The sequence below is a fragment of the Ruegeria sp. AB5 genome (assembly GCF_056542645.1).
Genome location: NZ_JBQGAE010000003.1, coordinates 40,833 through 61,864, shown reverse-complemented (window position 1 = coordinate 61,864; position 21,032 = coordinate 40,833). Strand labels below are relative to the sequence as shown.

Annotated in this window: 18 protein-coding genes; 13 read left to right on the top strand and 5 right to left on the bottom strand. The window is 58.9% G+C overall.

Translation table 11 applies throughout. The features are described 5' to 3' along the window. Positions 1–196 precede the first annotated feature (196 nt). The 4 genes from ACR0L4_RS07830 (at position 197) to ACR0L4_RS07815 (ending at position 5,221) form a co-directional block, all read left to right on the top strand. Complete coding sequence (locus tag ACR0L4_RS07830; RefSeq protein WP_170749500.1) at positions 197–2,023, top strand: BCCT family transporter; 1,827 nt, start codon at positions 197–199, stop codon at positions 2,021–2,023. A gap of 143 nt (positions 2,024–2,166) precedes the next feature. Further along, positions 2,167–3,714, top strand: coding sequence for a trimethylamine methyltransferase family protein (locus ACR0L4_RS07825; RefSeq protein ID WP_480511932.1), 1,548 nt, complete (start codon positions 2,167–2,169; stop codon positions 3,712–3,714). Positions 3,715–3,758: 44 nt separating this feature from the next. Next, positions 3,759–4,490, top strand: a complete 732-nt coding sequence (locus ACR0L4_RS07820; protein ID WP_480511929.1) for an SDR family NAD(P)-dependent oxidoreductase — start codon at positions 3,759–3,761, stop codon at positions 4,488–4,490. After that, positions 4,487–5,221 (top strand): SDR family NAD(P)-dependent oxidoreductase, encoded by a 735-nt coding sequence (locus ACR0L4_RS07815; RefSeq protein WP_480511927.1) that lies wholly within the window; start codon positions 4,487–4,489, stop codon positions 5,219–5,221. The genes ACR0L4_RS07820 and ACR0L4_RS07815 overlap by 4 nt, the downstream gene beginning before the upstream one ends. On the opposite strand, the gene ACR0L4_RS07810 is transcribed toward ACR0L4_RS07815, so the two are convergent. Genes ACR0L4_RS07810 through ACR0L4_RS07795 form a run of 4 tightly spaced genes read right to left on the bottom strand, consistent with a single transcriptional unit; the run spans position 5,222 to position 9,696 of the window. After that, positions 5,222–6,562: an NAD(P)/FAD-dependent oxidoreductase gene (locus ACR0L4_RS07810; protein WP_480511925.1), complete on the bottom strand. Its 1,341-nt coding sequence runs from the start codon at positions 6,560–6,562 to the stop codon at positions 5,222–5,224. After that, entirely contained in the window at positions 6,559–8,055 is a 1,497-nt protein-coding gene (locus tag ACR0L4_RS07805) for an aldehyde dehydrogenase (RefSeq protein WP_480511923.1), read from the bottom strand. The genes ACR0L4_RS07810 and ACR0L4_RS07805 overlap by 4 nt, the downstream gene beginning before the upstream one ends. Before the next feature lie 5 nt (positions 8,056–8,060). Continuing rightward, complete coding sequence (locus tag ACR0L4_RS07800; protein WP_170749505.1) at positions 8,061–8,978, bottom strand: dihydrodipicolinate synthase family protein; 918 nt, start codon at positions 8,976–8,978, stop codon at positions 8,061–8,063. Between the two features lie 7 nt (positions 8,979–8,985). Beyond that, a complete protein-coding gene (locus ACR0L4_RS07795) occupies positions 8,986–9,696 on the bottom strand; it encodes a GntR family transcriptional regulator (RefSeq protein ID WP_170749506.1) in 711 nt (236 codons plus the stop codon). 160 nt (positions 9,697–9,856) lie between these two features. On the opposite strand from ACR0L4_RS07795, the gene ACR0L4_RS07790 reads away from it, so the two are divergent. Continuing rightward, positions 9,857–10,807 (top strand): GlxA family transcriptional regulator, encoded by a 951-nt coding sequence (locus ACR0L4_RS07790; protein ID WP_170749507.1) that lies wholly within the window; start codon positions 9,857–9,859, stop codon positions 10,805–10,807. Positions 10,808–11,257: 450 nt separating this feature from the next. On the opposite strand, the gene ACR0L4_RS07785 is transcribed toward ACR0L4_RS07790, so the two are convergent. Beyond that, positions 11,258–11,725, bottom strand: coding sequence for a ZrgA family zinc uptake protein (locus tag ACR0L4_RS07785; protein WP_480511920.1), 468 nt, complete (start codon positions 11,723–11,725; stop codon positions 11,258–11,260). Positions 11,726–12,025: 300 nt separating this feature from the next. Here ACR0L4_RS07785 and ACR0L4_RS07780 point away from each other — a divergent pair, with 300 nt between their 5' ends. The 8 genes from ACR0L4_RS07780 (at position 12,026) to ACR0L4_RS07745 (ending at position 21,008) form a co-directional block, all read left to right on the top strand. Then, a complete protein-coding gene (locus ACR0L4_RS07780) occupies positions 12,026–13,297 on the top strand; it encodes an imelysin family protein (protein WP_480511918.1) in 1,272 nt (423 codons plus the stop codon). Between the two features lie 138 nt (positions 13,298–13,435). Then, positions 13,436–13,729: a (2Fe-2S)-binding protein gene (locus ACR0L4_RS07775; protein WP_170749510.1), complete on the top strand. Its 294-nt coding sequence runs from the start codon at positions 13,436–13,438 to the stop codon at positions 13,727–13,729. Beyond that, positions 13,677–14,162 carry a bacterioferritin gene (gene bfr / locus ACR0L4_RS07770; protein ID WP_170749511.1) on the top strand — a complete coding sequence of 162 codons (486 nt, stop codon included), beginning with the start codon at positions 13,677–13,679 and terminating at the stop codon, positions 14,160–14,162. The genes ACR0L4_RS07775 and bfr overlap by 53 nt, the downstream gene beginning before the upstream one ends. Beyond that, the gene (locus tag ACR0L4_RS07765; protein WP_480511915.1) at positions 14,134–15,669 is read left to right on the top strand and encodes a di-heme oxidoreductase family protein; all 1,536 of its coding nucleotides are present in this window, start codon (positions 14,134–14,136) and stop codon (positions 15,667–15,669) included. The genes bfr and ACR0L4_RS07765 overlap by 29 nt, the downstream gene beginning before the upstream one ends. Positions 15,670–15,672: 3 nt before the next feature. After that, the gene (locus tag ACR0L4_RS07760; protein ID WP_480511913.1) at positions 15,673–16,683 is read left to right on the top strand and encodes an imelysin family protein; all 1,011 of its coding nucleotides are present in this window, start codon (positions 15,673–15,675) and stop codon (positions 16,681–16,683) included. 3 nt (positions 16,684–16,686) lie between these two features. Next, positions 16,687–17,772, top strand: coding sequence for a DUF1513 domain-containing protein (locus ACR0L4_RS07755; RefSeq protein WP_480511911.1), 1,086 nt, complete (start codon positions 16,687–16,689; stop codon positions 17,770–17,772). 101 nt (positions 17,773–17,873) lie between these two features. Continuing rightward, positions 17,874–19,763 carry a biosynthetic arginine decarboxylase gene (gene speA / locus ACR0L4_RS07750; protein ID WP_480511909.1) on the top strand — a complete coding sequence of 630 codons (1,890 nt, stop codon included), beginning with the start codon at positions 17,874–17,876 and terminating at the stop codon, positions 19,761–19,763. Between the two features lie 21 nt (positions 19,764–19,784). Continuing rightward, positions 19,785–21,008, top strand: coding sequence for a saccharopine dehydrogenase family protein (locus ACR0L4_RS07745; RefSeq protein WP_480511907.1), 1,224 nt, complete (start codon positions 19,785–19,787; stop codon positions 21,006–21,008). The last annotated feature ends 24 nt before the right edge of the window (positions 21,009–21,032 follow it).

Below are 21,032 nucleotides of genomic sequence, written 5' to 3'. Positions count from 1 at the left end.
TTTACACGCGTTCCAAGGCTTTGCTGATCCTTCGGCGACCCGGAAACTGCAAAGGAAAAGTGGAGGCCCGGCAAGACGCGCAATTGGACCGGATGGCACCCGCTGCGCCCAGCCTCAAATACAATGAAAAACAAGAAAGAAGCGCCGCAGCGATAAAGGCCTTCCACCCCTCGCATCGACAACACGGAGGAGAGATATGTCGGTACCTGAACCCTTTACGGAGCTAGAGATAGAAACGGCGGATGCCGGTTTCTATGAGAATTACAGCGTGCCAATCGCACTGATCAGCAAAGGTATAATGGTCGGCCTTGTGCTATGGGCGCTGGTTTTTCCCGCCAACGCAAACAGCACTCTGGGCAGCTGGAACGGCCAGTTGCTGGAGATTTTCAACAGCTTCTACGTGATTATTGTCGGTGTGTTCTTCTTCTTTCTAGCAATTGTCGCCCTGATCCCCAGCACTGGCAAGCGGATCATGGGAACACCCGGCGAAAAACCCGAGTTTTCCAATTTCTCGTGGTTCTCGATGATGTTTGGTGCTGGCCTGGGGGTCGGCCTTATGGTCTTTGCCACGGCCGAGCCGTTGGGCTTGTGGGGGTCAAACCCTATTGTCGTTTCGGGCGCAGTCGAGGGAAACAGCCCCGAAGCACTGCAATCGGCGTACAGGTTTACCTATCTGCACTACGGTTTCCATGCCTGGGCCATCTACGTGGTGACCGGCCTGTCACTGGCCTACTACGCGTATACCCGCAACATGCCGCTTACGATCCGCTCGGCGCTGACGCCACTGTTTGGTCGGCTGATGAACGGGTTCCTGGGTCACGTGGTGGATGTTCTGGGCGTTGTGGCGACAATTCTTGGTGTGTCAGTCACCATCGGGTACGGAGTCAGCCAGTTCATTGACGGTCTCTATGCCATCACCGGCATGCAGTGGGTCATGGATCTGGGTGGCGAAGTTCCAACCCCGTCCAAGGTCGGCCTGATCTCGGGTCTGGTTGTGATCATGGGCCTGTCGATCATTTCGGCTGTGTCTGGTGTGGGTCGCGGAGTCAAATATCTGTCGAACCTGAACCTGGTTCTGTCGATCATCCTGCTCGGCACCTTTGTTGTGTTCGGTTCGTTCGTCTTTGCCATGACCACCTACGGCTCGGCGATGGTCGACTATATCCTGCACTTCCTGTCGCTCAGCTTCAGCGCCTATGGCCCGCTGTCAACCGAGGCCTTCGCGGCAGCTCTGCCCGAGGCAGCGCAGGCGCACGCCAATGACCTTGTGGGCGGCGCAACCAACGCATGGGGCAGCTTTGACGGCTTCAAGAGCGGTCTGGAAGGCGCGGCTGCAGAACTGGACGAGGAAACTCTGGCCGCCGTCTACGCGGCAGGCGAGCAGGGTCGTCAATTCGGCTGGCAGGCCGGGTGGACCACGTTCTACTGGGCCTGGTGGATCGCCTTCTCGCCTTTTGTCGGCTTGTTCCTGGCGCGCATCTCCAAGGGCCGTTCCGTGCGTGAGTTCATTCTGGGCTGCGTCTTTGCACCGGCTCTGGTGTGCTTTGCCTGGATGACGGTACTGGGCGGCACTGCGATTGATCTTGAACTGGCGGGCGCCGCAGAAGGCGCGATCATCGGGGCGTCGAACACCAACAAACTGTTCGTCACTCTGTCCTACATGATCGATGGTGGCCTACTGTCCATGCTGAACATCATGTGCGTGATCCTGATCATGACTTTCCTCGTGACCTCGGCGGACTCGGGTATTCTGGTTATGAACACCATCATGTCGGGTGGCAGCCAGGAAACAGGCATCAAGCACCGCATTATCTGGGGTGTGATCCTGACGGCTGTGATCGGCGCGCTGATTCTGGCCGCGGGCGATAACAATCCGATGGATGCCCTTCGCAATGCAATGATCATCGGAGCCCTGCCCTTCACCATGGTCATGGGGCTGATGTGTGTGTCACTGGCCAAGGCTCTGTTCCGCGACGGTCAGCGCGACAAGCACGCGGCATCCAGCGCACAGGCCGCTGAATAGGCTGAGCCTTCATTCCTGAAAACACAGGACGCCGCCCCTCGGGGCGGCGTTTTTCGTGTCGCTTCCTGCAAGCACATATCGCAATCAGAGAGGTGCGCCACCAGCGAATCCTGCAAATTTGATCTCAGATTGGAGGATTGCCCGTGAATATCCGAACCCAAACCCGCGCCGGCGGCCGGTCGGCCCGCCGCGCCGCGCGTAGTGCCCCGAACTTCGAAATGTTGCCCGGCCTGACCCGGAACATCCCCGTGTGCGAGGTGATGGATGGCAGTCTGGTGGAACGGATCGACGCAGCCTCGATGCATATCCTCGAGACCGTCGGCGTGCAGTTCCGCGACCCGATTGCATTGGAAGACTGGAAAAAGGCCGGGGCCAAGGTCGAAGGCGAATTGGTCTATCTGGATCGCGGACTTGTGCGCGAACTGATTGCCACCATCCCCTCGGACTTCACCTATCATGCCCGCGACCCGCGCAAGAACGTGCAACTGGGCGGCAAGCATTCGGTCTTTGTACCGATGACCGGTGCGCCCTTCCTGCGCGATCTGGACGATGTGCGGCGGAACCCGATGCTGGATGATTTGGCGATGTTCCACAAGCTCAGCCACATGATGCCTGCGCTGCATTCCAGTGCGCATCACATTGTGGAGCCTTATGATCATCCAATCAGCCAGCGCCATCTGCGGATCACCTATTCATCGATGAAACATTCGGACAAAATGTTCATGGGCATGACCACGTCACCCAAGAACGCCGAAGACGTGATGGAGATGTGTGCCATTCTGTTTGGCGAGGATTTCCTTGAGGATCACCCCGTCACCACCGGCAATTGCAACGGCAACTCGCCGCTGGTCTGGGATGAAACCATGCTGGGGGCGATGCGGGCCTTCTGCCGCCGCAATCAGCCCGTCCTGTGCTCTCCCTTCGTGCTTGGCGGGGCCAACACGCCAGCGTCGGTTCCGGCCACGGTCGCGCAGCTGAATGCCGAAGCGCTGAGCGCGCTGGCCTATACGCAGGTGATCCGCAAGGGCGCGCCTGCGATCTACGGTCACTATCTGTCGACCGTGTCGATGAAATCCGGGGCGCCGATGGCAGGCACGCCCGAGATCAGCCTGATGAATTTCATGATCGGACAGATGGCGCGGTACTACGGGGTGCCGTGGCGCACATCGAACACGCTGGGCGGCGCCAAGACCTTTGACGCGCAGGCCGGGTATGAATCTGCCACCACTCTCAGCGCGGTGATCCATTCGGGTGCGCACTACATCTGGCACAGCGCCGGTTGGAATGAGGCCGGGATGCACTGTTCCGTGGCCAAGTTCATCGTCGATGCAGAACAATGCGCCATGGCCTACCGGATGGCCGAGGGGCCAAAGTGGGGCGATTTCGATCAGGCACTGGCAGCGGTCCCGGATGTCGGACCCGGCGGGCACTATCTGGGCCATCCGCATACGCAGGACAACTTCCAGACCGCATTCTTCATGCCCGAGATGTTTGACAACAACTCGATCGAGCAATGGGTGGCCGAGGGTGAGGTCGAGATCACCGAACGCGCACTCAAACATGCGCGCAAGCTGCTGTCCGAATATCAGGAGCCAAAGCTGGACGAGGCCAAGAATGAAGAACTACTCGACTATATCGCCCGCCGAGAACGGGAAATTCCGGCAGCTGACGAGCTGAACCAGAGTTACTAAGGCGCCTATCAAAGGCAGGTCTTTCTTGAAAAGCGAAGGACGATATGGACCTGAAAGGTAAGACAGCGCTGGTGACAGGTGCCGCTGGGGGCATCGGCGCGGCGATCGTCTTGCGCTTGCGCGCCGCAGGGGCACGCGTTGCCGCAGCAGATCGCGGGGTTGAGGGGATAGAAGCCGAGGCGCATCTGCCCGGCGATCTTCTCGATGCCGCGTATTGTGATGCATTGCCACAGCAGGCTGCAGAACGTTTGGGCAGACTGGACATTGTGATCAACAATGCTGGTGTCATCACGCGCGGTTCTGTCATTGAAACAACAGACGACGACTGGTCCTTATCCTTGGGTGTCAATGTCGAAGCCCCGTTTCGCATATGCCGTGCCGCCATCCCGATACTGGCGCGTACAGGTGGGGGCGCAATCGTCAACACGGCGTCGTGCTGGGGATTGCGACCGGGGCCAAACCATGCCGTGTATTGCATGACAAAAGCGGCCATTGCCTCGCTCACGCAATGTATGGGCATGGATCACGCACCCCAAGGTATCCGTATCAACGCCGTCTGCCCGAACGAGGTGAATACACCAATGCTGCGCTCGGGCTTTGCCAGGCGAGGGTTCGACCCTGATACGGCGGTTGCCGAGCTGGGCCAGACAGTACCACTGGGCCGGATTGCCGAGCCCGAAGATATTGCTGATGTCGTCTTGTTCCTGGTCTCGGACGCGGCGCGCTATGTCTGTGGAACGCTGGTCGAGGTTAACGGAGGGAAGCCCGTTTCATGACCCGATTTCAGGACAAGGTCGCTTTGGTCACTGGCGGACGCAGCGGGATCGGTCGGGCCATTGCCCTTCGGCTGCAGCAGGAAGGCGCGCGGGTTTTTACGGCGCAACGCGGCGCGGATCCTGATTTTGACTGCATCTCGGCAGACTTCACCGACCTAGACATCCCCGCGCAGGTGATCCAAACGCTGATCGACCAAACCGGGCGGTTGGACGTGCTGGTCAATAACGCAGGTATGATGCAAGAGGCCACGATTGACGACATGAGCCTTAATGACTGGCACCGCACGCTGACCGTCAACCTCACCGCGCCGTTCCTTCTGATCAAGGCCGCCCTTCCGCATCTGCGTCAGAGCCGGGGGAGCATCGTGAATACCGGCTCAATCGAAGGGCTTGGCAGCAATCCCGGACATGCGGCTTATGGGGCCTCGAAGGCTGGGCTGCACGGGTTGACCCGCGCCGTTGCCGTGGACCACGGGGCCGAAGGTATTCGCTGCAACGCTGTCGCGCCGGGATGGATCGACACCGATCTAAACGAGGATTTCATCGCGTCCATGCCCGATCCAGAGAGGTTCCGACGCGATATCGGTCGTATACATCCCGTCGCCCGCACTGGCACACCGGAAGATGTAGCCGCTTTGGTTGCGTTTCTGGCGTCCGATGATGCCAGCTTTGTCACCGGACAGATATATACCGTTGATGGCGGGCGGATGGCGAAACTCAGCCTGCCGTGATCACTCGGCCCGCGCCCGCCACTCTTTCCAGCGCAATACGGCATTTGCACCGATCTCGCGGAATGGTTGCGGAGGCAGACGCTTTGGGGCCTCTTCAGCTTCGAAATGCCGCGTAATTTCCGAACTGTGGCCGCAGGCTCGTTCGGCGGCTGCAATGCCGGTCAGCGTTCCGCGCGCCGTGCCCAGACCGTTCTGCACGCAGCCGGAGTACAGGCCGGGCTCAATCTCGCGCGCGACCGAGACACCGTTCAGGCTCAGACACAGATGACCGGCCCATTGGTACTCCATCTGCAAGCCCGCCACTTGCGGGAACCGCTGATCGAATTTGCGCTGCATGACTTTCGCGGCCCGCGCCAGATCCCGCGCCGTCGCCGCCATACCCGGGCGTAGCGCCGCACAGGTGCGCGTGATGATGCGGTTGCCGCCCTGACCGGTGTCTATCCGCCGCATCGTCGATCCCATCGGGTCAGATGGGGTCACGCCCCAACGCGGCTGTCCTCCCAAACGTCCCAATGTGTCAGCGTCCAGTTCCGGCGTCATGGCGGCAAACAGAAACAGTTGCATCAGGCGGTCGCGCGCGATGCCAAAACTTTCGAGATGGCCGTTGACAGTCAGAATAACGCTACCGGTGCTAACCATCCCAGCTGCGGTACGCACCAGCCAGTCACCACCGTGTTTTTCAATCCCGGTCACGGCAGAGTTTTCAAAAAGTTCCACTCCGTTTTCAACCACTCCAGCGGCCAGTCCGCGAATATACCCTGCCGGCTGCAGCATAACCGTACCGGGCGTATACAGGCCGGACCGATAGTGCCGCGATCCTGTCAGGTCGTACATCTGCCGCGGGTCCAACGTCTCGCTGTTTTCACCCAGCGTCTCCAAATGTTTGGCATAGCTGAGGTTGTGCGCATGGCCCGCTGCACTGGCCGCGCCATTAACCTTGCCCGCCATATCAAAAAAACTCGGGGCGATCTGATATTGCTCGACGGCCGAGCGCGCAAAGGTGATGGCCTGCCGGTTCAGAGAGATCATTGCCCTGTCATCCTCGCCACCGGCGTAGTCGTCTGACGCCAAATCATGGGGCAGATCAATCATGAAGCCGGAATTGCGCCCTGCCGCGCCCTCGGCCACGCGACCGGCCTCCAACAGGATGATGCGAGCCTTGGGTTGCAATTGGGTCAACCTTCGTGCCGCCGACAAACCAGCAAACCCGGCGCCAACAACCACGACATCAGCCGTCTGGTTCCCCTCCTGCTTCGGTGCGGGCGGGAAAGGGCCAAGAATTGCGCTCCAGGCTGCGGGTCCGCGGTGGGTGGGCAGAGTGTCGGCGGTGTAGGCCCTCAATCGACAGCCTCGTCCGCGTCGTCTGCCAGATCGATCCAAATGGTTTTCAACTGGGTGTACTGGTCATGCGCGTGAACCGAGTTGTCGCGACCGCCAAAACCGGATTGCTTGTAGCCCCCAAATGGCGTGGTGATATCTCCTTCACCAAAGCTGTTGACCGTCACCGTCCCTGCCCGAATGGCGCGCGCGCCGCGAATGGCACGTTTGGCGTTGGCCGTGAAGATCGACGCGCAGAGGCCATACTCAGTGTCATTGGCGATCTTGATGGCCTCGTCAAAACCCGAAACTTCGATCACCGACAGAACTGGACCAAAGATCTCTTCCCGTGCCAGTGTGGCGTCATTGCTGGGCACTTCGACCACGGTAGCCTCGACAAAGCCCTTGTCCGCCTTGCCACCGATCACCACGTTTTGAGCCTGATCCAGATAGCCGCAGACCTTGTCGTAGTGACCTTCACTGACCAAAGCCCCCATGCGGGTTTCCGGGTCCAGCGGATCACCGATATTCCACTGCTTGGCGTGATGCCCGATGCGCACCAGCAGTTCAGCCTTGACGTCCTTGTGTACGATCAGCCGCGACGAGGCCGAGCAGTTCTCGCCCATGTTCCAGAACGCACCGTTGACCACATGAGCCGCCACGCGGTCGAGGTTTTCGGCGTCATCCATCACGATGGCCGGGTTCTTGCCGCCCATCTCCAACACCACCTCTTTGGCGTTGCTTTCGGCGGAATAGGTCAGGAACCGCTTGCCCGTTACGGTCGAGCCGGTAAAGGACACCGTGTCGACGTCCATATGCCGCCCGATAGGTTCGCCGACCTCGGCGCCGCCACCCGGAACAATGTTCAGAACACCCCGAGGCAGGCCCGCCTCCATTGCCAGTTCAGCAAGACGCAGCGCGGTCAGCGTGGTCTCGGCTGCCGGTTTCACCACCACCGAACAGCCAGCCGCCAGAGCCGGTCCGATTTTCCACGCCAGCATCAGCAGTGGAAAATTCCAGGGCAGCACCAGCCCCACAACACCAATCGGTTCGCGCAGAACCATCGCGATATGATCGTCGCTGGCGGGCGAGACCTGATCATAGATCTTGTCGATCGCTTCGGCGTGCCACTTCAGACAATGGATGGTTTCGGGCAGGTCGACGGTTTCACAGTCATAAATGGTCTTGCCGCTGTCGATACTCTCCATCACCGCCAGGTCGCGGGTGTTGCGGGTCATCAGTTTGCAAAGCCGGATCAGCACGTCCTTGCGCTCGGACGGGTGCAGTTTGGACCAACGGCCGTCGTCAAACGCCTCACGCGCCTTTTCGACCGCAAAGTCCACATCAGCCGCACCGCAGGATGCGATGTCGGCCAGCTTATGGCCTGTAGCCGGGTTCACCGTCTCAAAGGTGTCGCCCGAGATCGCCGGGCGGAACGCGCCGTCGATGAAGGCGCCGGTCGGCAGGGTCAGGCCTGCGGCGATGGATTTGTATTCGTCCTGTGTCAGAAGATCCATGTTTCCTACCCTTCAGCCACGATGTCAGCGATTGTGGTCTTCAACACGCGCGTTACCTGTTCCAGCGCGCGTTTGTCGTCCTTGTTCAGTCCCTTCAGCGGCGGTCGCATCGCGCCTGCTTCGATCCCGTTCATGGTTACGCCATGCTTGATGGTCTGTATGAACTTGCCGCCCTGTTCCAGAACCCGCATCAGCGGCATCAAGGCAGACATGATCCGGCGGCCCTTGGCAAAATTGCCCTCGATGGCGCAGGCCTGATACAGCGCCACGTGTTCCGAAGGCAGAAAGTTCGACCCGCCACACACCCAGAACGGTGCGCCCCAGGCAAAGAACTCAAGCGCCTGATCGTCCATACCGCAACCCAATTGGATATGCGGATAGTCCCGCGCCAGCAAATGGACCCGGTTGATATCGCTCGAGCTTTCCTTGATGCCGCAAAAGTTGCGGCTGCGGCCCACGCGATCCAGGAAGTCCTCGCCCATCATGGTGCCCGTACGGTGCGGATAGTTGTACAGCATCACCGGCAGATCCGCAGCCTTGTCGATGGCCAGCGCGTTCAGGGCGTTTTCACGGTCCGTTGGCACCGAATAAGGCGGGCTGGCCAGCAGGATCGCATCTGCGCCGATCTCGCGCGCGCCCGAGGCTAGCGTAACCGAATCTGACGTCAGCATTGCCCCGGTCCCTACGACCAGAGGCAAACGGTTCTTCAACTGCTGATGCGTGAACTTGGCCAGTTCCAGCCGTTCATCGACGGTTTGGGCATAGTTCTCACCCGTCGATCCACCCGAGATAAGACCCTGCACACCATTTTCTATGAGATATTCGACCACGTCGGACAAGGCGTCCCAATTCACGCTGCCATCCTCGCGATAGGGCGTGACCACAGGGGTATAGATCCCCTCAAATCTGAATATCGGGTTCATTCCGTCCTCATGCAGGGTTCGAAGGGGGCAGGATTCCCATCGGGACATCCAGCGCGTCAGGCATTACAAACAGCTCGATTTGGTCGCGTGACAGGTTCCAGTGCTCCTCGGCCAGCTGCGCAGCAGCCGCCTCATCGCCCGCCTCGATGGCGGCGATGATGGCGTCATGTTGACGGCTTGCCTCGGTCAGGTTTCCGGTCATTTCGGCGGTGTGCGGACGATAGAACGTCATCCCGATCCGCGCGTGATCGATCAGCAGACGATTGAACGACGGCAATAAATAGACGTTGCCCGACATCTGGCCCGTCACATCGTGGAACCGATTATTGGCCATTGCACGATCCTTGGCCGAGTCTGCGCGCAACGCGGCCTTAAACGCCTGCTGTGCGTCCTTCAGTTCGGCAATCTGAGTCTGCTCTGCATTCATCGCCGCAAGACGCAGGATCGCGCCATAAATCATTGGGGCGGCCAGGAAGAAATCTCTGAGCGTGGTGTATGACATCTCGGATACGCGCGCACTGCGATTGGCACGCAGGTCCAGATACCCCTCGCCCGCCAATTGCCGGAACACTTCGCGCAACGGCGTGCGAGACAGGCCGAAAGCCTCTGACAGATGAGCCTCATCAAGATCGACCCCCGGACGCAATTGCAAGGTCAGGATCGAATTCTTCAGATGCTCTGTCAGTTCGCTCTTGGGCGAGCGTGCCTCATCCTTCATCTGCGTTTCCTTTCCACCCCGCGCCCTATCGAATCGACGCCATCCCTATTCATCTGTGTATTCAATTAAAATACAACTTGTATACAATAAAAATTCGTGCAGCATTGCCCCCCTGAACGTAGTCTCAAAATACCCGCCAGCCCAAGGTGCCAAATTGCCTATGCCGAACCCGCGCCACATCACGTTCATCCTGATCGAGGAGTTCTCGCATCTCGCCTTTTCCTGCGCGGTCGAGCCTTTGCGGATTGCCAATCTGGTCAGTGGTGAAGACCTGTACAGTTGGTCATTTGCGTCCGAGCACGGTGCCCAGGCAATATGCTCCAACGGATCGGTGACGCTGGTGCATTCCGGGTTCGATGCGCTTGCCAAATGTGACCAGCTTTTTGTGTTGTCTGGCATTCACATGCGCGATCACGTCTCACGCCCCCTTCTCGCCCTTCTTCGGCGCGAGCGTGCGCGGGGAACGTCGATTGGGGCACTGTGCTCGGGCGCATGGCTGCTGGCCGAGGCCGGATTTCTGGACGGCATGCAGGCGGCTATCCATTGGGAATACCACGACGCTTTCATGGAGGCATTTCCGGACGTCAATCTGGTGCGCAGCGTGTTTGTCGCCGACGAAAAACACATAACGGCATCCGGAGGAACCGCGACTGCCGACCTTATGCTGCACCTGATCGAAAAAGATCATGGTGAGGAACTGGCTATCGATGTGGCAGATCAAATGGTCTACAACGCCGTGCGCAATGCAACCGCCAAGCAACGGGTTTCGCTACAATCGCGCAATGGCATGCGAAACGCGCATCTGGCCAAGGCCATTCAGGTCATGCAGGACAGTATCGAAACCCCAGTGGCGCCCTCCGAGATTGCCGAGGAATTGGGTATTTCCACCCGACAGCTTGAACGACTGTTCGGAAAGTACCTGAATACCTCGCCCAAGAAGTACTTTATGGAAATGCGATTGGAGCGGGCGCAGAAACTGCTTCTTCAAACCGAAGCATCCGTCACTGAAATCGCCATGGCCTGCGGCTTTGAAAACCCCGGGCATTTTTCGCGCGTGTATCGCCTGAGCTTTGGCGTCACACCCAATGCGCAACGCAACAAAATCGACTGACCCGGTATCTGCCCCCAAAACGGGGAGAGTTGCCTGACGCGATCGCAACCGAACACATCCGCACTCATCCCCTGGCCCTCTCGAGTACCCCCTCGTTAAAATCAGACTGGTCAACAGTTCGACAGGATTAATCGCTTTTGCCCGGTAATATTGGCACAACTATTGCCAGATCATGTCAGATGTGGGTTTTGTGCCGCCTTATTCATTAATTTGTATGATTTGGCCGAAGTTCAGCGTGGCATGCCTCAACAAATGGCGTGCAAATAGGCACCGGGATCGGAGCAAACCTTTATAACCACAGGTTAAATATCCATTTACCTTGCTTTTAATGAACATCTCGGCATGTCTTGATTGAAAACCCATTTCTCATTCCGTTTCCACGTCAGGAAACTCAGCATTGGGAAACCCTCACGATCCAAAAGACAAGACAACGCCAGTTCCAGCGTGTGTTCAACCGCGCCCATTCAAAACCGCAACATCCAGAATGCGCTGTGTTCTTGTGATGTTCAAACTGGGCTTTTCAGGGGTATGGATTCTCAGTGCCTCCGCCCGTTCAAAGTGGTCAAAAAATGCAAATTCAATCATGTGCAAAGCCGCCATATCACTGCACTGAATGGTGTATTCAGCCTGAAACTCTGAGTTTGATCTGCCCTCAGCGGCTTGCCCCAATGCCCGTCCCGTGAGCGTCACGCTGGCGGACGCAAGCGAACACCCGGCTTGTTGAGGAACAAGAAAAAGTATCAAGGGTTGTGAGAGTGTGGACATGGCCATCGCAACCGAGGCCCGATCCGCGTCAGTAACAGGGCGGCGATCAAATCCCAAGATTTCCGCACTGGGAACCGACAGCGACAGTCTGAATTCCGCGTGTGAAAAAGTAATTTCAAAGGTGCCCGCCTGAAAAGCCTGCGGGGTGTTCAAGTCATCCGCCCATATCGGGGCAGCCGTCGCAGAAAAAACGATAAACCCAAAAATACACTTCACTATAATCGTACCACAAGACCGGAATCACACCGGTCATTCTAATTTTAGGCGAACATGGTGCAATCACGGCTGCGCGTCGTTAACCCGCCAGATATGGGGAATGCGCAAAAATCCATGCAATTCCCGACAATAAAACTCAGGTTGACAATACTGACTATTTCACTCAGTTATAGACTCGCTTGTGCCACCCAAGGGGCGTGCCAGAGCGTGTATTGAGACAAGAAAGACCTGATCCTGATGACGAAACTGTTTGCCGCTTCCAGCGCTCTTACCCTGTGTGTCGCCGCCACAGCTTCGGCCGGTGACGCCCCGGCGAAAGCCGATGTGCTGAACACCTATGCCAACATCGCCGAAGCCAAATATGACGACAGCCTGATTGCCGCCAAAGCCCTGCAAGCCGCTGTGGACGCTTTGATCGCTGATCCGACGGATGCCACCCTCAACACTGCCCGGGACGCCTGGATTGCCGCCCGTGTGCCGTATCAGCAGACCGAAGTATTTCGCTTTGGCAATGCCATTGTGGATGACTGGGAAGGTAAGGTGAATGCGTGGCCGTTGGACGAAGGCCTGATCGACTATGTAGACGCCTCTTACGGCGGCGCGACCGATGAGAATGAATTTGCGGTGCTCAACGTCATCGCCAACCCGCAGTTCGAACTGTCCGGCAACGCAATTGACGCCTCCCAAATCACGCCCGCGCTTCTAGCCGAAACTCTGCACGAAGCTGACGGGATCGAGGCCAACGTAGCCACTGGCTATCACGCCATCGAATTCCTTTTGTGGGGTCAGGACCTGAACGGCCATGGCCCGGGTGCAGGCAACCGTCCGGCCACGGATTTCGCAAAAGGTGACGGTTGCACCAACGGCAATTGTGACCGTCGGGGACAGTACCTGAGCGCCGCGACCGATCTGCTGGTCAGCGATCTGGAATGGATGGCCGCACAATGGGCCAAAGGCGGCGACGCGCGCACGGCGCTGACCGAAAATGAAGCCGCGGGTATCAGCGCGATCCTGACCGGCATGGGCTCATTGTCCTACGGCGAACAAGCTGGCGAGCGGATGCGTCTTGGGCTTATGCTAAATGACCCCGAGGAAGAGCATGATTGCTTTGCCGACAACACACATAACAGCCACTACTATGATGGCCTGGGAATCCAGAATGTCTATCTTGGTGAATACGTGCGCATCGACGGTACGCCAGTCTCGGGCGCGTCTCTGTCGGATCTGGTGATTGCGACCGATCCAGCGCTGGATACCGAAATGAAAGCGAAGCTGTCGACGACGATGCAGGCATTGGGCCGGATCAAGTCGACCGCCGAAGCCGGGTTTGCCTATGACCAGATGCTGGAACGCGGGAATGCCGGAGGCGAGGCCTTGATCATGGGCGGCGTCAACGGCCTGATTGATCAGACGAAATCGATCGAACGCATCGTGACCGCACTGAAGCTTGACGGTATCGCCTTCGAAGGGTCCGACAGCCTGGACAATCCGAATGCGGTCTTTCAATAGGCTTTGATATCGGTCAGAGGCGCGGACATCACCGCGTCTCTGACCCACTTGGGTCACACATGCGACCATTCCGCAACTAGACGCGAATCCAATACCCTACTATTTAAGTAGGAAAAGAGAAAACCGGTTGAACAAGCCATGATCGTCTGCCACTGCACCAATATCACCGACAACGACATCCGCGCCGCAATTGACTGGATGCGGTCGGCGGACTCGCAAACCATCATCACCCCCGGAAAAATCTATCATGCCCTTGGAAAGTCTGCCGATTGTGGTGGCTGTATGCCGCTTTTCCTAGACACCATGCGCTCAAACGATAATCTGGAAGTCCCCATGCAGCTGCGTGCATTGCGCACCGGACCATCACAGGAGAAAGCAGATGAAGGGCGATCCCAAGGTCATCGAATATCTGAACAAATCACTGCGGCATGAACTGACAGCCGTCAGTCAGTACTGGCTGCACTACCGGCTGCAGGAAGACTGGGGCCTTGTCCACATGGCCAAGAAAAGCCGCGAGGAAAGCATCGAAGAGATGGGCCACGCGGACAAGCTGATCGAACGGATCATCTTTCTGGAAGGCCATCCCAACCTGCAAAAGCTCGACCCGCTGCGGATCGGTCAAAACCCCAGGGAAACGCTGGAATGTGACCTGGCCGCCGAACATGACGCGCGGAACCTGTATGTCGAAGCTCGGGAGTATTGCCGAGAAGCTGGCGACTACGTCTCCATGTCGCTTTTTGAGGAATTGATCAGCGATGAAGAAGGCCATATCGACTTTCTCGAAACGCAGCTCGATCTGTACGAAAGGATTGGCGAAGCCAATTATGCGCAACTCAATGCCGCGAAAATGGACGCCGAGGAATAGCTTTCTCGCCTTGCTGGTGGCCGCCTGTGCGGCCACCCCTTCCCTGTCAGCCGAGCTGCAGGACCTTCATCTCCACTTTGAACCTCGCACGGAAGACGAACGCGCCCGCATTGCGGTCGTAACGGCCCGGCCGCAGGATTTCAGCGTACCCCAGAAATTCGAAGACCTGTCTGCAGGGGCCGCAACCGTGCGAGTACGCAACGACGCGGATGCGTTTTCGCAACCGTCGGGCAATTTAAGCTTTGAACAGGAGCTGGATTTCAAGGTCGGCAACGGGTTGTTCAAGAAAATATGGGTGTCGTCGCCGTCGTCGACATTGGCGTCGGATGGGCTTGGGCCACTCTACAACGCCCGGTCCTGCCAGCGTTGCCACATCAAGGACGGGCGCGGGCATACTCCGAATGGGCCGGACGACACCGCAATTTCGTTGTTTCTGCGCGTGTCTATCCCCGGTGCCCCCGAAGATGCGCAGGCCGAGATCGAGGACTACATCGCGACACTGCCCGAGCCCAATTACGGCGTCCAGATGCAGGACTTTGCACTGGCGGGGCACCCGGCAGAGTACCGGCTGGACATCACCTACAAAGAGATCAAGGTCCTGCTGTCAGATGGCGAGACCGCTTCGCTAAGGCGCCCCACCTACATTGCAGCCGATCTGGGATATGGCCCGCTGCACCCCGACGCCATGCTCAGCCCGCGGATCGCACCGCAGATGATTGGTCTTGGCCTGCTCGAAGCGATCCCGGTCGAGGATCTGCTGGCAAGGGCCGACGCCGATGATGCAGATGGTGACGGAATCTCGGGCCGTCCGAACATTGTCTGGTCCACGGAATATGGTGCGCCAATGATCGGCCGTTTTGGACACAAGGCCGGGATGCCCACGGTCATGGAACAGTCGGCCTCGGCCTTTGTTGGGGATATCGGCATCTCAAATCCGCTCTTTCCTGCGCCGCACGGCGATTGCACCGAAGCTCAGAAGACTTGCGTGCAGGCCCCTCATGGCGATGATGATGCGCGGGGGTTCGAAATCGATCAGGTCGGTATGGACCTTGTCGCCTTCTATAGCCGCAATCTGGGCGTTCCCGGACGTCGAGACGTGGACGACCCGCAGGTGCTGCGCGGGAAAGAGGTTTTTCACACCACCGGATGCGCCTCGTGCCACACGCCTGCCCATGTCACCCATCGGATGGACGACCGGCCCGAACATAGTTTTCAGCTGATCTGGCCCTATACCGACCTTTTGCTGCACGATATGGGCGAGGGTCTGGCCGACAACCGCCCCGAGGCCCGCGCGACGGGCCGGGAATGGCGCACCCCACCGCTCTGGGGCATCGGTCTGACAGAACGTGTCTCGGGCCACACCCAGTTCCTGCATGACGGGCGGGCGCGCAGCCTGCTAGAGGCGGTTTTCTGGCATGGCGGCGAGGCACAAGCCGCCCGCGACACGGTCGTCTCGATGCCAAAAGCCGACCGCGATGCCCTGATCCGGTTCTTAGAGAGTCTTTAACCCATGCGCACCCTTTTCATTGTCACGGCCCTTTTGGTTCCGCTTGCCGCATCCGCGCAGGACCGCACGGCAATTCTTGCGGACGTGGTTGCAACCCACATCCAGCCTCGTTTCATTGAACTGGCTGCCGCGACGGATGTGCTGGCTGCGACGGCCAGCTCGGATTGCGCACCCCGGTCCGAAAACCTGCGCACCGCATACGCCGCCGCCTTCGACGCGTGGATTTCAGCAAGTCACCTTCGGTTCGGCCCAACAGAAACAGATGACCGTGCTTTTGCGATTGCCTTCTGGCCTGATACGAAAGGGTTCACTCCAAAAGCCCTGTCACAGCATATCGCAGCCCAGGACCCCGCAGTGAATAACCCCGCGGCCTATGCTGAAACCTCGGTTGCCGGGCGTGGGTTTTTTGCGCTGGAGCAGATGCTTTTTGACGCTGACTTTGCCGAAATGGGCAGTGCCGAGTCTCGCTGCTCTCTGATCCGGGTCATCGCCGCTGATATTGATGCAAATGCCGACGGTATGGCCACCGATTGGCAGATATTTGCGCCGAACCTCACCCAGCCGGGTGCAGGCAGCCCCTATCGGTCTCAGGACGAAGCGATGCAAGAGCTGTTCAAGGCCCTGTCCACCGGATTGCAGTTCACTGCCGAGACCCGTTTGGGACGGCCACTAGGCACGTTCGATCGTCCACGTCCCAACCGGGCCGAAGCGCGTCGGTCCGAACGGTCCATGCGCCACGTCGAACTGTCGCTGATCGCCCTGCGCGACCTCGCCGCACGGCTTTCAGCGGACCACCTGGACATCGCGGCTGATCTGGATGTCGCCTTTGAGCGCGCCATCAATAGCGCCCAATCGATAGACGACCCGGTCCTTGCCAGTGTCGCCGAACCTCAGGGCCGCTTCCGGGTGGAAGCACTGCAACAGGCGATCAACGACATCCGCACCATCGCCGCAACCAAGCTTGGCCCGACACTGGGGATCAGCGCTGGTTTCAACTCATTGGATGGAGACTGAGACATGACCAGCCGCCGTCGGTTCCTCGCTGGGCTCGCCGCCACGAGCATTGCACCGGTTCGGAGTTGGGCCGCGGTTGGAGCGCCCGCATTTTTGGCGGCGGGTCTGTTTCCGGATGGCTCGTTTCGTCTTGCCGGTCTGGATGAGGCAGGCGAGATTCTGTTCGCCCTGCCCCTGCCCGCCCGAGGTCACGCCGCTGCGGCACATCCGTTCAAAGCTCAGGCCGTAGCCTTTGCGCGCCGCCCTGGCACATTTGCGCTGGTCATCGACTGCGCAACCGGTTCGGAACTGGCACGATTGCGCGCACCGGAAGGTCGCCATTTCTACGGGCACGGTACGTTCTCGGCAGATGGCGCACGGTTCTTCGCGACCGAGAATGACTATGAGGCCGGAGAAGGCCGGATCAGCGTTTGGGATGCCAAAAGCTTTGAGCGATTGGGGGAATTCTCGTCAGGCGGTATCGGACCCCACGACATGCACCTGATGCCGGACGGGCAGACGCTGGTCGTTGCAAATGGCGGGATTGAAACCCACCCCGAGGCCGGGCGCACCAAACTGAACCTGCCGGTCATGCGTCCGAACCTCAGCTATCTGGATCTATTCGGCTCGGTTCTGGACCAGGTGGATCTGCCGGGCGCTTTGCACAAGAACTCAATCCGCCATCTGGCCGTGCATGGGGATGGCCTGGTGGGGTTCGCAATGCAATGGCAGGGCGACCAGACCAAACATCCGCCATTGCTGGGTTTACATCGTCGGGGTGAAACGCTCCGCTTGCTGAAAGCTCCGGACAAGTATCAAAACACGGTGCAAGGCTATGCCGGCAGCATCGCCTTTTCTGCTGATGGTGCGCAAATCGCGATCACGTGTCCACGTGGCAACATGCTGCACAGATTCGAAGCAACCAGCGGAAGGTTCACCGATGCCTTCGCGCTGGATGATGTGTGCGGCCTTGGGGCGGGTCGTGACGGTCTGATCTTCACGACAGGAACCGGGACGTTTGGCACCCTGACCGGGTCGCATCCGCAGGTTCTGGCCCGGCAAGCATGCAAGTGGGACAACCACCTGATCCCGATCTGCAATCCCGCCTAATGTTCGGCAATCGCTGTCGCATAGTTTACACTTGGACGAATCAAACTGCTGCCGTATTGGCGGGCGCGAAACTGGCACGCTCATGTTAAGGACTGACCTGATTGAAACAGACGCCCGACGCACCGCATTCCGTCTACGGGGTTGAGAAATGGGGTAAAGGCCTCGTTGAGGTGACAAAGCAGGGCGAGATCGGTCTGCGCAATCCGATGGCACACGATGCGGCTGCAATCAGCCTGCCCGGTATCCTCAGCGATCTGGATGACCGGGGCATCAAGGCCCCAATGATCCTGCGCGTCAGCTCTTATCTGGAACACGAGATTGCCCATATCAACGAGAGCTTTGCCGAGGCGATTGCCCGGGTTGGGTACAAAAGCAGCTATCGCGGTGTCTTTCCGATCAAGGTCAACCAGCAGGCTCAGGTGGTCGACCGGATCGTCGAGTTCGGCAAGAAGTACAACTATGGCCTTGAGGCGGGCTCGAAGCCCGAATTGGTGGTCGCACTGGCGCATCGTCTGGCCAATGAGGCGCTGATCGTTTGCAACGGCGTCAAGGATGCCGAGTTCATCCAGCTGGCCATCCTGTCCCGCAAGATCGGGTTCAACACGGTGATCGTGCTGGAAAGCCCGAAAGAGGCGGACACGGTGATCGAGGTCTATAATGAGCTGGGCATCGAACCCCTGATCGGTGTGCGGGTCAAACTGACCAACCAGATCAGCGGTAAATGGGAAGAAAGCTCGGGCGACCGGTCCGCTTTTGGTATGAACACCGATCAGCTGGTCGCCACCGTCGACAAGCTGAAGGCGGCAGGTTTGCTGCACTGCCTCAAGCTGCAGCACTCGCATCTGGGCAGCCAGGTGCAGGACGTCAACGATGTGCGCCGCGCCGTGGGTGAGGCTTGCCGGTACTATACCGAACTGACCCGCGAAGGCGTACCGCTGACCCATCTGGACCTGGGCGGCGGCATGGGCGTGGATTACACCGGCGAAAAGAAGGCCGCCGAAAACTCGATCAACTACACGGTCGAGGAATACTGCGCCAATGTGGTTGAAACCGTGGCTTATGCGATGGATGAGGCTCAGGTCGATCACCCGACATTGGTCACCGAAAGCGGGCGCGCAATTGTCGCGACCTCATCCATGTTGGTGTTCAACGTGCTGGAAAGCACGCTTTACGATGCGCCGGATGGGCCGGAAGTCGAGGCCGATGACCATCATCTGGTATCTGACCTTGCCGCTGTGCACGGATACCTGTCCAGCGACCGGCTGCAGGAATGCTGGAACGATGCCACCTTCTATCGCAACGAGCTGCGCGCGCTGTTCCGGCGCGGCTATGTCGACCTGCGCCAAATGGCCCGCGCCGAGCGCATCTACCTGTCCCTGATGGCCCGCCTCAAGGCACTGGCTGCCAGTGATGAGCTGGACACCGATGTCGACGAGCAGTTGGAGAAAGTGGCCGATATCTACCACTGCAATTTCTCACTGTTCCAATCGCTGCCCGACGTCTGGGCCATTGACCAGTTGCACCCGATCGTACCGCTGCAGGGCTTGAACGAAACGCCTGACCGCCGGGCCGTTCTGTCGGACATAACCTGCGATAGCGATGGCAAGATCGACCGGTTCATTCTGGCCGATGGCGTCTCACCCAGCCTGCCGGTGCATTCCCTGCCTGAAGATGACGAATACTTCATGGGCGTCTTCTTTGTCGGCGCCTATCAGGAAACGCTGGGCGATCTGCACAACCTGTTCGGCGACACCAACGTGGTCACCATCGACCTGCGCCCAGATGGCGGCTTCGACCTGCTGCACGAACAAGAGGGCGACACGATCAGCCAGGTCCTGTCCTATGTCGAGTTCGACCCCGCCGACTGCGTTGCCGCCTTCCGCAAAATGGTGGACGAGGCGATCTCGACCGGTACGTTGATGGCCAAAGACCGCAAAACCCTGATGAGCGCATATCGCGACTCGATCAACGGCTACACCTATTACGAATAACCCCCGAGAGGAGATGACCCCATGGGAACTTTGAGTGGCAAAACACTGGTTGTCGGCGCGGGCGGCGTCTCTCACGCTGCGGTGCACAAGATGGCGATGAACTCGGATATCTTCACCGAGATCACCCTGGCCAGCCGCACCAAGTCGAAATGCGACGCCATCGCCAAGGCGGTGAAAGAGCGCGTGGGCGTTGAGATCGCCACGGCGGAACTGGACGCCTACAAGGTCGCCGACACGGTCAAGCTGATCAAGGACACCGGCGCCGAAATCCTGGTGAACCTGGCGCTGCCCTATCAGGACCTCGTGCTGATGGACGCCTGCCTTGAGGCCGGTATCCATTACATCGACACCGCGAATTACGAGCCCGAGGATGAGGCCAAATTCGAATATCACTGGCAATGGGCCTATCAGGACCGGTTCAAGGCGGCCGGTCTGACCGCCATCCTCGGCTCGGGCTTCGATCCGGGCGTCACCAGCGTCTTTGCGACGTGGCTGAAAAAGCACAAGCTGGACACGATCCGCCAGATCGACGTGCTGGACGCCAATGGCGGCAGCAACGATCAGGAGTTTGCCACCAACTTCAACCCCGAGATCAACCTGCGCGAAGTGCTGGCCGAGGTCCGCCACTGGGAAGGCGGCGAATGGAAACACTCCCCCGCGATGACCCACAAGGTCGAGTTCGACTTCCCCGCCATCGGCCCAAAGAACATGTACCTGATGTATCACGAGGAGTTGGAAAGCCTCAGCACCCACTTCCCCGAGATCGAGCGCGCCCGCTTCTGGATGACCTTCGGCGACGCCTATATCACCCACGCCAAAGTGCTGGAGAATGTCGGCATGACCCGCATTGATCCGGTGATCCATGACGGCAAGGAAATCATCCCGATCCAGTTTCTGAAAACCCTGCTGCCCGATCCCGGCGATCTGGGCGCGGAAACCAAGGGCAAGGCCTGTATCGGCGATATCGCCACGGGTCAGGCCAAGGACGGCTCGGGCGAGAAGACCTATTACATCTACAACATCTGCGACCACGAGGAATGCTATGCCGAGGTCGGTAGCCAGGCCGTCAGCTACACCACCGGTGTCCCCGCCATGATCGGTGCCGCGCAAGTGCTCAAAGGCAACTGGACAGCGCCGGGCGTGTGGAACATGGAACAGCTCGACCCGGATGATTTCATGGACATGCTGAACGAACATGGTCTGCCTTGGCAGGTTCACGAACTGGATGGCCCGGTCGAGTTCTGATCCGCCAAGCTTCATCTGGCCCTA

Excerpts from the sequence above, each read along its gene's own strand:
- ACR0L4_RS07830 (WP_170749500.1), top strand. The coding sequence starts at position 197 with ATGTCGGTACCTGAACCCTTTACGGAGCTAGAGATAGAAACGGCGGAT.
- ACR0L4_RS07820 (WP_480511929.1), top strand. The coding sequence starts at position 3,759 with ATGGACCTGAAAGGTAAGACAGCGCTGGTGACAGGTGCCGCTGGGGGC.
- ACR0L4_RS07815 (WP_480511927.1), top strand. The coding sequence starts at position 4,487 with ATGACCCGATTTCAGGACAAGGTCGCTTTGGTCACTGGCGGACGCAGC.
- ACR0L4_RS07805 (WP_480511923.1), bottom strand. The coding sequence starts at position 8,055 with ATGGATCTTCTGACACAGGACGAATACAAATCCATCGCCGCAGGCCTG.
- ACR0L4_RS07800 (WP_170749505.1), bottom strand. The coding sequence starts at position 8,978 with ATGAACCCGATATTCAGATTTGAGGGGATCTATACCCCTGTGGTCACG.
- ACR0L4_RS07795 (WP_170749506.1), bottom strand. The coding sequence starts at position 9,696 with ATGAAGGATGAGGCACGCTCGCCCAAGAGCGAACTGACAGAGCATCTG.
- ACR0L4_RS07790 (WP_170749507.1), top strand. The coding sequence starts at position 9,857 with ATGCCGAACCCGCGCCACATCACGTTCATCCTGATCGAGGAGTTCTCG.
- ACR0L4_RS07780 (WP_480511918.1), top strand. The coding sequence starts at position 12,026 with ATGACGAAACTGTTTGCCGCTTCCAGCGCTCTTACCCTGTGTGTCGCC.
- ACR0L4_RS07775 (WP_170749510.1), top strand. The coding sequence starts at position 13,436 with ATGATCGTCTGCCACTGCACCAATATCACCGACAACGACATCCGCGCC.
- bfr (WP_170749511.1), top strand. The coding sequence starts at position 13,677 with ATGAAGGGCGATCCCAAGGTCATCGAATATCTGAACAAATCACTGCGG.
- ACR0L4_RS07765 (WP_480511915.1), top strand. The coding sequence starts at position 14,134 with ATGCCGCGAAAATGGACGCCGAGGAATAGCTTTCTCGCCTTGCTGGTG.
- ACR0L4_RS07760 (WP_480511913.1), top strand. The coding sequence starts at position 15,673 with ATGCGCACCCTTTTCATTGTCACGGCCCTTTTGGTTCCGCTTGCCGCA.
- ACR0L4_RS07755 (WP_480511911.1), top strand. The coding sequence starts at position 16,687 with ATGACCAGCCGCCGTCGGTTCCTCGCTGGGCTCGCCGCCACGAGCATT.
- ACR0L4_RS07745 (WP_480511907.1), top strand. The coding sequence starts at position 19,785 with ATGGGAACTTTGAGTGGCAAAACACTGGTTGTCGGCGCGGGCGGCGTC.